The sequence below is a fragment of the Companilactobacillus tucceti DSM 20183 genome (assembly GCF_001434665.1).
In the GTDB taxonomy this organism is placed as follows: Bacteria; Bacillota; Bacilli; order Lactobacillales; family Lactobacillaceae; genus Companilactobacillus; species Companilactobacillus tucceti.
The window spans coordinates 1-14,398 of the sequence record NZ_AZDG01000012.1 but is presented as its reverse complement, the minus strand read 5'-3'; the positions used below and the strand labels follow the sequence as shown (position 1 = coordinate 14,398).

At 34.4% G+C, this 14,398-nt stretch carries 11 protein-coding genes; 6 read left to right on the top strand and 5 right to left on the bottom strand.

What is annotated here, in order from left to right; translation table 11 throughout:
• Nucleotides 1-472 precede the first annotated feature (472 nt).
• Nucleotides 473-2,449 (bottom strand): N-acetylglucosamine-specific PTS transporter subunit IIBC, encoded by a 1,977-nt coding sequence (gene nagE / locus FC72_RS06225; protein ID WP_057765884.1) that lies wholly within the window; start codon nucleotides 2,447-2,449, stop codon nucleotides 473-475.
• 414 nt (nucleotides 2,450-2,863) lie between these two features.
• Between nagE and FC72_RS06220 the strand changes: the two genes are divergently transcribed.
• Nucleotides 2,864-5,503, top strand: a complete 2,640-nt coding sequence (locus FC72_RS06220) for an HAD-IC family P-type ATPase (RefSeq protein ID WP_420806045.1) — start codon at nucleotides 2,864-2,866, stop codon at nucleotides 5,501-5,503.
• 44 nt (nucleotides 5,504-5,547) lie between these two features.
• On the opposite strand, the gene FC72_RS06215 is transcribed toward FC72_RS06220, so the two are convergent.
• The gene (locus FC72_RS06215; protein ID WP_057765880.1) at nucleotides 5,548-6,279 is read right to left on the bottom strand and encodes a winged helix-turn-helix transcriptional regulator; all 732 of its coding nucleotides are present in this window, start codon (nucleotides 6,277-6,279) and stop codon (nucleotides 5,548-5,550) included.
• A 251-nt stretch (nucleotides 6,280-6,530) separates the two neighbouring features.
• On the opposite strand from FC72_RS06215, the gene FC72_RS06210 reads away from it, so the two are divergent.
• From FC72_RS06210 to pstB, 4 genes are all read left to right on the top strand, one after another.
• A complete protein-coding gene (locus FC72_RS06210) occupies nucleotides 6,531-7,418 on the top strand; it encodes a phosphate ABC transporter substrate-binding protein PstS family protein (RefSeq protein ID WP_057765879.1) in 888 nt (295 codons plus the stop codon).
• A 73-nt stretch (nucleotides 7,419-7,491) separates the two neighbouring features.
• The gene (gene pstC / locus FC72_RS06205; protein WP_057765877.1) at nucleotides 7,492-8,421 is read left to right on the top strand and encodes a phosphate ABC transporter permease subunit PstC; all 930 of its coding nucleotides are present in this window, start codon (nucleotides 7,492-7,494) and stop codon (nucleotides 8,419-8,421) included.
• Complete coding sequence (gene pstA, locus FC72_RS06200; RefSeq protein ID WP_057765875.1) at nucleotides 8,411-9,298, top strand: phosphate ABC transporter permease PstA; 888 nt, start codon at nucleotides 8,411-8,413, stop codon at nucleotides 9,296-9,298. The genes pstC and pstA overlap by 11 nt, the downstream gene beginning before the upstream one ends.
• A gap of 10 nt (nucleotides 9,299-9,308) precedes the next feature.
• The gene (gene pstB, locus FC72_RS06195) at nucleotides 9,309-10,103 is read left to right on the top strand and encodes a phosphate ABC transporter ATP-binding protein PstB (RefSeq protein WP_057765873.1); all 795 of its coding nucleotides are present in this window, start codon (nucleotides 9,309-9,311) and stop codon (nucleotides 10,101-10,103) included.
• A 37-nt stretch (nucleotides 10,104-10,140) separates the two neighbouring features.
• On the opposite strand, the gene spxB is transcribed toward pstB, so the two are convergent.
• Nucleotides 10,141-11,901: a pyruvate oxidase gene (gene spxB, locus FC72_RS06190; RefSeq protein ID WP_057765987.1), complete on the bottom strand. Its 1,761-nt coding sequence runs from the start codon at nucleotides 11,899-11,901 to the stop codon at nucleotides 10,141-10,143.
• 230 nt (nucleotides 11,902-12,131) lie between these two features.
• On the opposite strand from spxB, the gene FC72_RS06185 reads away from it, so the two are divergent.
• Nucleotides 12,132-13,541: an amino acid permease gene (locus FC72_RS06185; RefSeq protein WP_057765871.1), complete on the top strand. Its 1,410-nt coding sequence runs from the start codon at nucleotides 12,132-12,134 to the stop codon at nucleotides 13,539-13,541.
• Nucleotides 13,542-13,555: 14 nt separating this feature from the next.
• Here the strand turns inward: FC72_RS06185 and FC72_RS06180 are convergent, their stop codons facing one another.
• Both FC72_RS06180 and FC72_RS06175 read right to left on the bottom strand, forming a co-directional pair.
• Entirely contained in the window at nucleotides 13,556-13,879 is a 324-nt protein-coding gene (locus tag FC72_RS06180; RefSeq protein ID WP_057765869.1) for a hypothetical protein, read from the bottom strand.
• Nucleotides 13,880-13,911: 32 nt separating this feature from the next.
• Complete coding sequence (locus tag FC72_RS06175; RefSeq protein ID WP_057765867.1) at nucleotides 13,912-14,253, bottom strand: hypothetical protein; 342 nt, start codon at nucleotides 14,251-14,253, stop codon at nucleotides 13,912-13,914.
• Between the last annotated feature and the right edge of the window lie 145 nt (nucleotides 14,254-14,398).

Genomic DNA, 14,398 nt, shown 5'->3' with positions numbered 1-14,398 from the left:
ATATAAATCGTAAGGATTCTTTAAACTTTTTTAAATTTTCTTCTTTTTAAAAAGCGATAATGATTATCACTTAAAAAGGCTCTAAATCAGCTCATCATTCAGCAGTGAATGGTGTAGACCAATGATATACCAAGGGTTTGACGGGTTTTGTTTAGTTTGTTAGCTCGTATGAAAACGCATTCATTTATCACTTTTTTCATACTTTAATCGATTACTTCCTATTATTTAAATACTTTTTCAATCCAATTGCCTATTCGACAATAAAATAATCATCCCTTTCAATCAGCAAATTATTCAAAAGCCTATATAACAATATTCTTCTTTTTTATTGTTATTAGTGTTTCATCCCCACTTGCTGAAATATTGATATTTTGGAATAATCTAATCCTAAACTACTCAGAAAGATTTGCCACGTTTTTTGATTGCAAATAAAAAGGCGCAAAATCAAAATTTGATTTTGCGTCTCTTTATACTATTTAGTAGTGATTTTAACTACATCATCATCTTTGTTTACTTGGCGATCCAAGTCCTTGAATTTCATCATTGAAACGACAGGCATATTAGTAACGATAACCATCATATCTGTCTTTTTACCTGCCTCTTCGATCTTCTTAAGATCTACGGATGCTAATAAATCTCCATGACGAACTTCTTGTCCATCAGTTACCTTAACATCAAATGGCTCACCTTTTAACTGAACAGTATCAATTCCCATATGTAGAAGAATCTCTAATCCATTATCTGTTTTGATTCCCATTGCATGCTTAGTTGGGAAAATGGTTGTAATAGTTCCATCAACCGGTGAAGTGATTTGTCCATCACTTGGAACAACCGCATAACCGTCACCCAACATCTTTTGAGAAAATGTATCATCTGGAACTTTTTCAATATCCTCAAGTTGACCATTGGCAACACTATAGAATGTTTGTGTTCCTGCTTTTACATCTGTTTTAGTTTCTTCTTTAACTGGTTCTGGTGTTTCATTTACATCTTCTGCTTTAGATAAAGGTGTTTTATTATCATAAAGTTTCTTTAAAGCATCAGCTACAAATTGAACTTCCGTACCAATAATAATCTGAATATTACTCTTATCTAAAATATTAACCCCGGCAGCACCAGAAGTTTTAATAAGCGCTGTATCTGCCTTATCAGTATCAAATAATTGTAGGCGTAAACGAGTTGTACAATTATCTATCACTTTAATATTTTCATATCCACCAATACCTGCATATACCTTCTTAGCTGCAAGAGTATATTTATCATCGTCATCTGAAATATCGACAGCGTCTGATCCGTCGATATCTAAAGGTTCACGTCCTGGTGTCATTAGGTTAAATTTTTGAATGGCAAAATTAAATCCAAAGTAATATATCACTGCCATTACTAATCCTTGTACTATAAGCATCAATGGCATATTGGCAATCGGCATATGAATACTTAATAGGTAATCAACCAATCCAGCACTAAAAGTAAAACCAGCAGTCCAATGCATAAATGCTGCAAATCCTAATGATAGGCCTACAAATACAGCGTGCAAAATATATAATGGCCAAGCAACGAACATAAATGAAAACTCTAATGGTTCTGTAACTCCTGTAAAGAATGAAGCAAATGCTCCAGCCATCATTAAACCAGCAGTTTCTTTTTTGCGTTCTGGCAAGGCATTACGATAAATTGCATACGCCCCTGCCGGTAGTCCAAACATCATAACTGGGAAAAATCCAGCTTGATAAATACCAGTTACACCTTTAACTCCTTTGTTAGCCCAGAAATTACCAATATCGTTAATTCCTGCAACATTAAACCAAAATACTTGATTAAGTGCTTGATGCAATCCTGTTGGAATAAGCAATCTATTAAAGAAACCATATAATCCAGCACCAATGGCTCCTAAGTTAATAAAGAATTTACCAAAGTTAACTAATGCATCATATATAGTTGGCCAGGCAAACAATAATACAGCACTGACTAATAACATAACTAATGAGGCAACGATCGGTACCAATCTTTTACCACTAAAGAACGATAATGCCATTGGCAATTTAGTATCTTTAAAGCGATTATAAAGTGCACCTGCAGACAAACCAGCAATAATTCCGACAAGTACATTACCTGAAACAAAATTAAAAGCTGGATCAACTGATTTAACACTAATTCCCATTAACAATGCGACATTAGCAGGTGTCAATATTCCAACAGGAATAATATATGCTACTAATCCCGCTAATGCAGCAGCACCATCTTTGTCCTTAGACATACCAAAGGCAAGTCCAACAGCAAATAATAGTGCGATTTGATTAAGGATGGCTACACCACCAGCTTGCATAAATTGGGCTATTCCCCAACTTTGCGGCATTAGATGTCCAACACCTTGTAAAAGAGCTGCAGCAGGAAGTACCGCAACGGGTAGTTGTAATGAACGACCCATTTTTTGAAGATATGTTTTCATTTTCCTATTTTCCCCTTACAAAAAACATTTAATATCAATGAACTCAATAATAATGGTCTACATAGAACATTTCAAGGGTAAATTTATTATATGCACCAATGTAAGCGGAGTATAGACTTTCATAATTATTCAAAATAAACCATTTTAACAAATTGGTATATTCCAAAAATACTATTAATTATAAATCAATGAAGAAATTTTAATTGATATTAATAATTAAAATCTAATGATTATATTAAAATTGACATAATGATTAAAACCTGTTACTTTATTATTACCATATTTTAAGGAGTGAACTTAAACTGAAGGCTAACCCCTATACTATTAAAATTAAAAGTTAATTACGTTTGTTTGTGACGCACTGCTATATATGAAGCAGCCGTCTTTTTTTTACACAAAAAATAGGAGATGAAAATGGATAAAAAATATTATCAACAAAATTTGGAAGAACTAAAAAAACAAACACAACTTAATGATTTCAAAAACGGCCTAAATACCGAGGAAGCTCAAAAACGCCTTGAACAATTTGGGCCTAACAAACTTGAGTCAAAGAAAACACCGAAATGGAAGATATTTTTCCGTCAATTTAAGAGCATGGTTATTTATGTTTTGCTAGCAGCAACCTTAATAACATTATTGATGGGTCACTATTCTGATTCAATCATTATTGGTATGGTGGTAATCATTAATGCTTTAATAGGATACTACCAAGAAAATAACGCATCTAATGCTTTGGAAAAAATAAAAGAAATGCTGTCAACTGACGCTACAGTTTATAGAGATGGCGCTAGAAAAGACATCCCAGCTGAAGACATAGTAGTTGGTGATGTAGTTTTCTTAGAGGCTGGAGATAACGTACCAGCAGATCTTAGAATAGTGGATTCTGATAATTTAAGAATCCAAGAATCAGCTCTGACAGGTGAAGCTAACTCTGTTGAAAAGACAGTTGAAGCTTTAGATGGAGATAAAATAGCTTTAGCTGAACAAACTAATATGGCCTTTGCCTCAACCGCGGTCACTAACGGTAGTGGATCTGGTCTGGTTATAGCTACTGCTGAAAAAACAGAAATTGGTAAAATTTCTCAAGAAGTTAGCTCAGTTAAAAAACGTAAAACTCCACTAATTCAAATTATTGACCGATTAGGTACAAATGTTTCCTATGTTATTGTTGTAGCTTCAATAATTATTTTCCTAATAGGATTATTCTTTGAGACTTACTCCCTATCAGTGTTAACTTTAGCTGTTGTTTCAATGATGGTTGGTGCAATTCCTGAAGGATTGCCCGCTACTACATCAGTTATTTTGGCTAAAGGTGTTAGTGACATGGCTAAAAATCACAATACCATCGTCAAAACTTTACCTGCTGTCGAAACATTAGGATCAGTTGACGTTGTTGCCACTGATAAAACGGGTACGTTAACTAAAAATGAAATGACAGTAACGGACATCCTTATTGATGATAAAACCTACTCTGTTTCAGGAACGGGATACGAACCAACTGGTCAAATAAGTTTAAATGGGAAAAAGGCAGAAATCACTTCTAAATTAAAACTATTTTTAGAAGCTGGATTTCAAGCTAATGACACTGATTTACTTTTCGAAGATAACAAATGGAATATTAATGGTGAACCAACTGATGGTGCCTTTTTGACACTTTATCAAAAAGTACTGGGTAATACTGATGACTATCAAGAATTAGATATCCTACCTTTTGATTCTGATTACCGTTATATGGCTAAATTAGTAAAAAATAAATCAGGTAAACGATTGCTTTTTGCAAAGAGTTCACCTGACAAATTACTAAACATGAGTAATGATCCTAACTTTGACTATGATTATTGGTTAGAGAAGGTCACAAAATACTCTGAACAAGGTAAGCGAGTTATAGCGGTTAGTTATGAAGATGTACCCGATGACGTTAATGAAATAACTCATGAACAAATTACTAATGGTATGAACTTCCTTGGATTGGCTGCAATAATCGATCCACCTAGAGAAGAAGTTATCGATGCATTAAAAGTTATGAATGATGCCGGTGTTCAAGTGAAAATGATAACTGGTGATAGTGCTATGACGGCAAAGGCAATCGGTGAACAGCTTGGCTTAGCAAAAGAAATCAATGCTATAACTGGTCTTGAATGGGATCAATTAAGCGATAATGAAAAAATAAAAGCCGCTGATAAAAATCAAGTTTTTGCTAGAACTACTCCAAGCAATAAACTAGAAATAATCGATGCTCTTCAAAAGAATAACAAAGTAACTGCCATGACAGGTGATGGTGTTAATGATGCACCCGCACTAAAGAAATCTGACATCGGTGTTGCTATGGGTATCAAAGGTACCGATGTTGCAAAAGACTCAGCTGATATGGTTTTAACTGACGACAACTTTGCAACAATGTCTACGGCCATTAAAGAAGGTCGAAGAATATTCGATAACATTAAAAAGAGTATTCTCTACCTACTACCTATCTCCTTTTCCGAAGGTCTGATTGTTGCATATGCTGTTCTTACTAAGAGTGAAATTCCATTGCACCCTACACAGCTTCTTTGGATCAACATGGTTTCTGCCATTACGATCCAGTTCGCATTAATTTTTGAGCCCGCTGAAGATGGTATTATGAAAAGATCTCCGCGTAAAACAGGTTCTAAATTTATGAGTCGCCACGATGTGTTCCAAATGGCCTATGTAGCGATACTGATTTCTGGAGTTAGTTTGATAGTTGATGCTTGGCTAAACTCCCAAGGTGTTGGAGAAGTAATTTCAAGTACAACTATGGTTAACGTTTTAGTTATTGGAAAGATTTTTTATCTATTCAATATCAGAACTAAAAAATTAGCTTTCTCAAAAGATTTCTTCTCCAATCCAAAAGCTTTCTTGTTTATTGGATTGATGATTGTTTTACAATTGATTTTAACTTATGTTCCATTTATGCAAAGTGTATTCTATACCGGTAACATCGGACTTAAAGAATGGGGATTTGCCATTATAGGTGGATTTATCGTTCTAGTTGTTGCTGAAATAGATAAAATGATACGTATGAAATTAAACTAATCTAAGTACTCAAAAAGCCAGGTCAAAAATTGACCTGGCTTTTTTTAATTTTCTGAAACTAATGGATAATCATTATCTAAAATATAACCGAATCCACGAACTGTCTTTATCCAATTTGGTGATTGCGGATTTTCTTCTAATTTATCACGTAAATGACTAATATGAATATCTATCGTACGTGTAGAACCGGCAGCATCGTATCCCCAGACCCCTTCAAGTAACTGATCGCGACTGAGTACTTGACCTCGATGTTGCATTAAATACCAAAATAAACTAAATTCTTTAGGCGTTAAGCCAATATCATTTCCTTCATGTATAACTCGATAATGTTTAAAGTCGACTGACAAATCATCACACTTAATCAATTTATCATTCTTTATCTCTGGCTTATCAGCTTCTTCATCACGCAACTTATCATATAACCAAAAGAGCTGTCTAACTTTTGCTATAAACACTGGATACTCAAATTTTTCTAAGAAATAAGCATCGATCTTCAAATCATAAAGTATCTCTTTTTCTTTTTTATCATGCTTTGTTGCAATCACAACAATTGGACCAGTTATTTTGTTACGTAAAACTTTAATAGTCTCAATTGTTGATGATATATCAATCGTAGATAAATCTATGATCAAACCGGCAACATCATTTTCATTAACCACTTCTATTGCCTTATCATGATCCATGATGTTATGAACAAACCAATTCTGGCCATTACAATAACGATTGATTTCTAAGAATAAAGGTAATCTATTACTTAACAATATCAACGGTCGCATCCAATACTTCCTTCCAAGTTTCATAATTAGCTATGGTCGGCCAAGTAATTTGATTATAACAGCATCGATTTGATTAGGTCATTATATATATCCAATTTATCCATTGTATTTTTATATATGCTAATACAACAAGATAAATACAAAATTTACCAATTCTTTACAATAAATAGACAAAAAAAATATAACTGTGGGGTACTTTATAGGAGCTTGATAACAGAGCAATAATATATTTTTTGTTAAGGGGTTTCTTTATGAAAAAGAAAACAATTATTTCATCATTACTTGCGCTAGGCGCTTTAATGACGATTGCAACTGGATGCAGTAACTCAAATGCTTCTAAATCATCTTCGTCTGAAGTATCAGGCAAAATTACAGCTGTTGGTTCAACAGCACTTCAACCTTTAGTTGAAAAAGCTGCTGGAGATTTCCAAAAGGATAACAGCAAAATCAATATCACTGTTCAAGGTGGAGGTTCTGGTACAGGATTAAGCCAAGTTCAAGACGGATCAGTTAAAATTGGTAATTCTGATATCTTCGCTGAACAAAAAGATGGTATCGATGCAAAGAAACTTGTTGATCACAAAGTTGCCGTAGTTGGTATGGCACCAGTAGTTAACAAAGATGCTGGCGTTAAAAACGTTACAATGGACCAACTAAAACAAATCTTCACTGGTAAGATCACTAACTGGAAAGACCTTGGCGGAAAAGACGAAAAGATTACTGTTGTTAACCGTGCTGAAGGTAGTGGTACACGTGCCACATTTGAATCAGCCGTACTAAATGGGGAAAAAGCTGTTAAGTCACAAGAACAAGACTCAAACGGTACAGTACAAAAGATTGTTTCTACTACTCCAGGTGCCATTAGTTACTTGGCTTTCTCATACATTAATGACAAAGTTGAAGCTTTATCAATTGATGATGTAAAGCCAACTGACGATAACGTTTCTGACAACAAATGGAAAATTTGGTCATACGAACACATGTATACAAAGGGTAACCCTAAAGATGCAACAGAAAAATTCATCAAATATATGAAATCTGACGATGTTCAAAAGAAACTTGTTAAAGATATGGGTTACATCAGTACAAACGATATGAAAGTACAAAAAGACGCAAAAGGAACTGTTACAGACAAATAATTAATTTAAAAAGAGCTTTGACTCCATGGTTAATTTAGTCGAAGTTCTTTTTTTCTGTCCTCAGGAGGATCAAATGGACGATATTCAAACTAGATTACAAAAAAGTTCCAGAGCAACACGTCAAGATTACTTTGGAAAAGCAATTTGTTATTCATGTATTGGACTGATCATTTTATTAGTGGCCTGTATCCTCTACTTTATTGCTTCAAAGGGACTTGCAACATTCACTCAAAATGGAGTTAAATTTTGGAACTTTTTAACACAGTCAGATTGGAAACCTGGTGATGTAGATAAGTACGGTAATCCACAAGTTGGTGCTTTACCAATGATCGTTACATCATTTAGTGTTACCATTTTGGCTGCTTTACTCGCTACTCCATTTGCAATAGGTGCCGCTGTATTTATGACAGAAATTGCAAATAAAAAAGGAGCCAAATTTTTACAACCGGTTATTGAATTATTAGTTGGTATTCCATCAGTTGTATATGGATTTATCGGACTATCTTTAATAGTACCTTTCATTAGAGGTATTTTTGGTGGAACAGGTTTTGGTATTCTTTCCGGAACATTAGTTTTATTCGTAATGGTTCTACCTACTATCACATCCCTATCAGTTGATAGTTTAAAATCAGTTCCAATGCATTATTGTCAAGCTTCCCTAGCCTTAGGGGCAACCCGCTGGCAAACTATTTACAAAGTTATTCTAAAAGCGGCCGCACCTGGATTACTAACAGCCGTTATCTTCGGTATGGCACGTGCTTTTGGTGAAGCCTTGGCTGTCCAAATGGTAATTGGTAATGCAGTATTAATGCCAAAGAACTTAATTTCTCCAGCCTCAACTTTAACTAGTAAGCTAACTACAGAAATTGGAAATACCGTTATGGGAACACTACCTAACAACGCTCTTTGGTCATTAGCTTTAGTTCTACTATTTATGTCTCTGTTATTTAACTTAGTAGTAAGATTCATTGGAAGAAGAGGTAACATTAAAAATGAACGCTAAAAAATCTGACAAATTAGCTACAGGAATAATTTACGGGTTAGTTGGTATTGTCGTTACCATCTTAATTTCTTTATTAGGTTACATCTTATATAATGGTGTGCCTGATATTAACTGGCATTTCCTAACATCAGAAGCCCAATCATTCAGTGCTGGTGGTGGTGTCAGAGATCAACTTTTCAATTCGCTTTATCTTTTGATCCTTGCTTTGATCATTTCATTTCCAATTGCACTAGGAGCTGGTATTTATTTATCCGAATACGCTAAAGATAACTGGATAACTGACATAATCAGAACTTCTATTGAAGTTTTAAGTTCATTGCCTTCAGTTGTTGTTGGATTGTTTGGATATTTATTGTTAGTTATTCAATTAAACTTAGGATTTTCAATTTTAGCCGGTGCTATAGCTTTAACATTTTTCAATCTCCCTCTTTTAACAAGAAACATTGAAGAATCCCTAAGTAGTGTTCCAGATCTACAAAGAGAAGCTGGTACATCCTTAGGATTATCTGGTTGGAAGACTATTACTAAAATTATTTTACCAATGGCATTACCAGGTATTTTAACTGGGTTAATTCTTTGTTCAGGTAGAATCTTTGGTGAAGCTGCTGCCTTAATATATACTGCTGGGCAAAGTGCTCCTAGCGTAGATTACGGTAATTGGAATCCCTTTACTGAAACAAGCTTTCTAAATCCTATGCGACCAGCGGAAACATTAGCTGTCCATATTTGGAAAGTAAATACTGAAAGTGTCACACCTGATGCTGGAGTAATTTCTAGTGCATCATCAGCCGTTTTAATCATTGTTATCTTGATTTTTAACTTAGGTGCTAGATATCTTGGTAATAAATTATTTAAGAAAATGACTGCAGCAAAGTGAGGATAATTGTTTGAAAACTTATGATTTTAATCAACAATATATTAGTAAAATAGATAAAGAAATCGCCATCTCGACCGATAACGTACAAGTTCACTACGGAAAAAGTCACGCCATTTTTGATGCCAGTCTTGATTTTCCTCGTTTCCAGATTACGTCTTTAATTGGTGCTTCAGGATCTGGTAAATCTACTTACCTACGATGCTTGAATAGAATGAATGATAAGATTGCCCAAGTAGACGGTAAAATTCTTTATAGAAACACTGATATTAATTCAAAGAAAATTAATGTTTATGAAGTTAGACGTCATATTGGGATGGTATTTCAACGACCTAATCCATTCGCCAAATCCATTAAAGACAACATTTTATTTGCATTAAGAAATAATGGTATCAACGACAAAAATGAATTACAAAAACGTCTTGAAACTAGTTTAAAAGATGCTGCACTCTGGGATGAAGTCAAAGATGATCTAGATAAAAGTGCACTAGCCTTATCTGGTGGTCAACAACAAAGACTCTGTATTGCCAGATCTATTGCCATGCATCCTGATATTTTATTACTTGATGAACCAGCAAGTGCTCTGGACCCTATTTCTACTTCTAAGATTGAAGAAACACTTGAACTTTTAAGTAAAAGTTACACTATTATTATCGTTACGCATAATATGCAACAAGCTTCAAGAATCAGTGATTACACTGCTTTCTTTCATATGGGTCATATTATTGAGTACAATGAAACAAAAAATATCTTTACAGCACCTGAAATAAAGGCAACTGAAGATTATATTTCCGGTGATTTTGGATAAAAAAAGATTGAATCGTTTGATTCAATCTTTTTTTGTACTATTGATTATCACCAGTAGCTCTCAACAACTCACCTAATGATGGTTGTTCAGAAACATCAATATTATATTGTTTAGCGTACGCATCAACAGTATCTTTTCCATATAACTTTTCATCTAATGGCATGAATGCAGTTGCAACTGGATCATCTTGTTTAATAACAGCATTTATAACTATTGGTTTTTGATTACCTGATTCTTGTAATTCTTTAACCTTACTAAACACTTCATTAACATCTTTAATAGATGAAACGGTAAATCCAATTCCACCAAGTCCTTCAGCAACTTTAGCCCAATCAGCACCCGTTAAATCAACACCATACAAGTGTTGTTTTGTTGCAACTTGTTCATAATAGATAAAACCTAATCTTTCATTTGAGAAAACAACATTAATAACAGGTAGTTTATAACGTGCTTCTGTGATTAGATCTGGAGCTACCATTGAGAATCCACCATCACCAGAAAATGACCAACTTTGTGCATCTGGAACGCTCAATGCACCTGATAATCCAGCAGGTAATCCAAATCCCATAGTAGCGAATAATCCGGACAATGCGAAACGTTGGTTCTTATTCATTGGTAATCCTCTAACACTCCATTCAGAAACGTTACCAGTATCAACACCAAAGGTATCGTTTGGACCAGCTAATTCCTTAACTTTTGCCATGACTGTTTCTGGATTTAGGCCTTTGCTATCATCCTTAGCTAACTTATCTAGCCATTTATCCCAGTTTTTCTTATTCTCTTGATTTGCTTTTAGCCAATTTCCAGCTGGTAAAGTATCGCCTGTATCGATCAATGCTTGTAAATAACTTTTAGCATCAGCGATTACTGCGTAATCAACATCAACAGTCTTACCAATATCGTATGGATTATTATTTACTTCGATAATCTTTAAATTCTTTGGCCAGAAACCTGCAAATGGAAACTCTGAACCTAAGAACAAAATTAAATCAGTATGTTGTAATGCTTCAAATCCTGATTTACTACCTAAACGTCCAAATGTACCTATAAAGTTAGGATGGTCTGTACTAATAACACCAGTTGCTGGAACGGTATTCATAACTGGTAAATTAAATTGTTCAGAAAACTTTGTTAATACATCCTTGGCTCCCAATAATCCACGTCCTGCATATACTAATGGATGTTTTGCTTCCTTCAATAATTTCAATGTATTTTCAATGTCATCTGCATTAATAACTTGTGAGAAATTATTTTTAACAATCTTTGGAGTTTTTGGCGAAACATAATCAATTTCTTTATTTGTTAAATCTTCAGGTAATGTAACAACAGCTACTCCCTTTTGACGATATGCTTCTCTGATAGCTTGATTAATAACATATGGAATTTGTTCCGCTGTTGTAACGGTACGATTATAAACTGAAACATCTTCAAACATTGGTGTTTCGTCCATCTCTTGGAAATAATTAGTATTCATAGCTGTTTGTGGAACTTGTCCAACCAATGCTAGAACTGGAACATGATCCATTTTGGCATCATATAACCCATTAAATAAATGAGTAGCACCAGGGCCGGCAGAACCAAAAGCTACACCGATTTTGCCCGTGAATTTTGCATCAGCTGAAGCAGCAATGGCTCCAACTTCCTCATGACGCACTTGAATATATTTAATATTATCTTTTTCTAAATATAATCCCTCAACAGTATGGTTTATAGATCCCCCCGGAATACCATAGACTTGCTTTACTCCCCATTCTTCTAATACTTTAACTAAAGCTTGTCCTGCAATCATTTTTGTCATAATTCCACTTTCCTTCTCTGAAATTAATGAGATGTCTCTCATTTGAAAACGAATACAATGATCATTTTTATTCTTATATTGATATTTTGTCAATTATCTTTTCTCGGCGGTAGAAAAGAATTTATTCAGTTTTACAAAAAAATATTTTCAATTATAGAAATTCATTATTCTGGATTATTGGCGTATCAGGACTTAGAATGTCGGCAATAAAACAAAGGTGGTGTTGCTTCATGAATGTATTTGAAAAAAAAGACATTAATGAATTGCTCAACAGAACTTCCCCCTTGAAGCGAACTCTTCATACATGGGATCTAACTTTCCTCGGGATCGGAGCTATCATCGGAACTGGTATTTTCGTATTAACTGGTAAAGGTGCTCTAACTACCGGTCCCTCCTTAGCATTATCATTTTTAATAGCTGCTATCTGTTGTGGATTTGCAGGATTATGTTATGCAGAGTTTGCTTCAATGGCACCAGTTGCTGGTTCCGCGTACACTTATTCTTATATTTCTTTTGGTGAAATTGTAGCTTTTATCATTGGTTGGGATTTAATTCTTGAGTATGCCTTAGGAGCTGCAACTGTAGCTGCTGGCTGGTCAGGATATTTCGTCAACTTACTAACTAATTTTGGCTTAAAAATCCCTAAAGGATTAACTGCTGCGGCTGGAACTACTCCTGGAGTAAAAACATACTTCAACCTTCCAGCTTTTCTAATCGTTATTCTAATTACATGTATCATTGCTATGGGTATCAATCAAACAAAGCGTGTTAACGATACAATGGTAGTGATCAAATTAGCCGTTATTTTGTTATTTATTATTTGCACAGTCTGGTTTGTAAAACCTCAAAATTGGAAACCATTTACACCATACGGAATCTACTCATTCCATAATGGTACGGCATCCGGGGTAATTCCAGCCGCATCAATTGTCTTCTTCTCATTCATCGGTTTTGATTCTGTTTCTTCAAGTGCTGAGGAAACTATCAATCCAAGTAAAACTCTACCAAGAGGAATTTTATTCTCACTTGGTATATCAACAATTTTATACATTACAATGACACTGATAATGACTGGTGTTGTTAAATATACCGTTTTTGCAAAATTCCTTGATGCGCCTATTTTGGCGGTTATAAAAGCAACCGGTCAAACATGGCTAAGTATTATCGTCAGCGTTGGTGCCATTTTAGGTATGACAACAGTTATCTTAGTTCAATTATATGGTCAATCAAGAATCACTTACTCTATGTCAAGAGATGGATTATTCCCCAAATTCTTTGGTGACGTCAGCATACAACGTCAAACACCTTATAAAGGAACATGGTTCTTTGGAATAATTACCGCTTTAGCGGCCGGCGTAGTAAATCTAAATATCTTATCTGAATTGGTTAATATTGGTACATTGACAGCCTTTATTCTCGTTTCTGCCGGAGTCCTTTGGATGAGATATAAACATCCTGAAATTCATCGTGGATTTAGAGCACCTTGGGTTCCTATAACTCCAATAATTGCCATCTTATTCTGTATCATGCTAGTAGTCGGACTTAATTGGGAAACTTGGTTAAGATTCGTAGTCTGGTTCGCTATTGGACTTTGTATTTACTTTGGATATTCATATAAACATTCAAAAATCAGAGCATAATAAAAGCTGACGAATTAAGTTTCGTCAGCTTTTTGTTTGTTTATGATCATGCCCCAAATTGCTGGTATTAAATACAGCCAATTACTAATTATGCCAATTGCAAACAACACAACTGACCAATAAACATTTTTGTGTAACTTCTTAATTGATAAACCCACCACAACTTGAATAATTACTATACAAATTAATAATAAGACAGCCAAAATCATCGAAGAAACATCATACGGAATCGAGGTCTTATATTTTGGATGAACGATTGAAACTAAAATTAGCCCTATTATAAATATATTGGTTAGCCAAAAAACGATCCAACCACTCACTTGTGATTTGCTATTCATAAACTTTACCCCGAATTAAGTTTACCATGCTGCTAGGTTCTTGATTTAATATTATCCGCTTTCTGATTTAAAATCATACCCCAAATGGCTGAAATAACATAAAACCAATTGAAAAATATTCCTATTATCAAAAGTACGATCGACCAATAATTTTCTTCATGTAACTTCTTTATTGCAACACCAGCCATACCTTGTAGAAAAACTACAAAGAATAAAAACAATCCAAAGGCAAAACCAGTCGACAAGAGATCATGAGGTATAATCGTCGGATCTTTTGAATTTACAGTAGAAATAATTGAAGTGGCTATTAAGACCACATTTTGTAACCAGAAAAAAATCCATCCAAGCAATTGTGCACCGCTCATTCGTCTCATATCGGTCCCTCCCTTTTATTCAATAAGTTTAACACGTAATATCAGATAATCTGATTGACGTTGCGGCAATAAAAAAAATCATATCTTTTAGGTACTGAGTATATAATTTGATACAGATAAATAAGAGCACTTCTGGGAAAATAAT

Excerpts from the sequence above, each read along its gene's own strand:
- nagE (WP_057765884.1), bottom strand. The coding sequence starts at position 2,449 with ATGAAAACATATCTTCAAAAAATGGGTCGTTCATTACAACTACCCGTT.
- FC72_RS06220 (WP_420806045.1), top strand. The coding sequence starts at position 2,864 with ATGGATAAAAAATATTATCAACAAAATTTGGAAGAACTAAAAAAACAA.
- FC72_RS06215 (WP_057765880.1), bottom strand. The coding sequence starts at position 6,279 with ATGCGACCGTTGATATTGTTAAGTAATAGATTACCTTTATTCTTAGAA.
- FC72_RS06210 (WP_057765879.1), top strand. The coding sequence starts at position 6,531 with ATGAAAAAGAAAACAATTATTTCATCATTACTTGCGCTAGGCGCTTTA.
- pstC (WP_057765877.1), top strand. The coding sequence starts at position 7,492 with ATGGACGATATTCAAACTAGATTACAAAAAAGTTCCAGAGCAACACGT.
- pstA (WP_057765875.1), top strand. The coding sequence starts at position 8,411 with ATGAACGCTAAAAAATCTGACAAATTAGCTACAGGAATAATTTACGGG.
- spxB (WP_057765987.1), bottom strand. The coding sequence starts at position 11,901 with ATGACAAAAATGATTGCAGGACAAGCTTTAGTTAAAGTATTAGAAGAA.
- FC72_RS06185 (WP_057765871.1), top strand. The coding sequence starts at position 12,132 with ATGAATGTATTTGAAAAAAAAGACATTAATGAATTGCTCAACAGAACT.
- FC72_RS06180 (WP_057765869.1), bottom strand. The coding sequence starts at position 13,879 with ATGAATAGCAAATCACAAGTGAGTGGTTGGATCGTTTTTTGGCTAACC.
- FC72_RS06175 (WP_057765867.1), bottom strand. The coding sequence starts at position 14,253 with ATGAGACGAATGAGCGGTGCACAATTGCTTGGATGGATTTTTTTCTGG.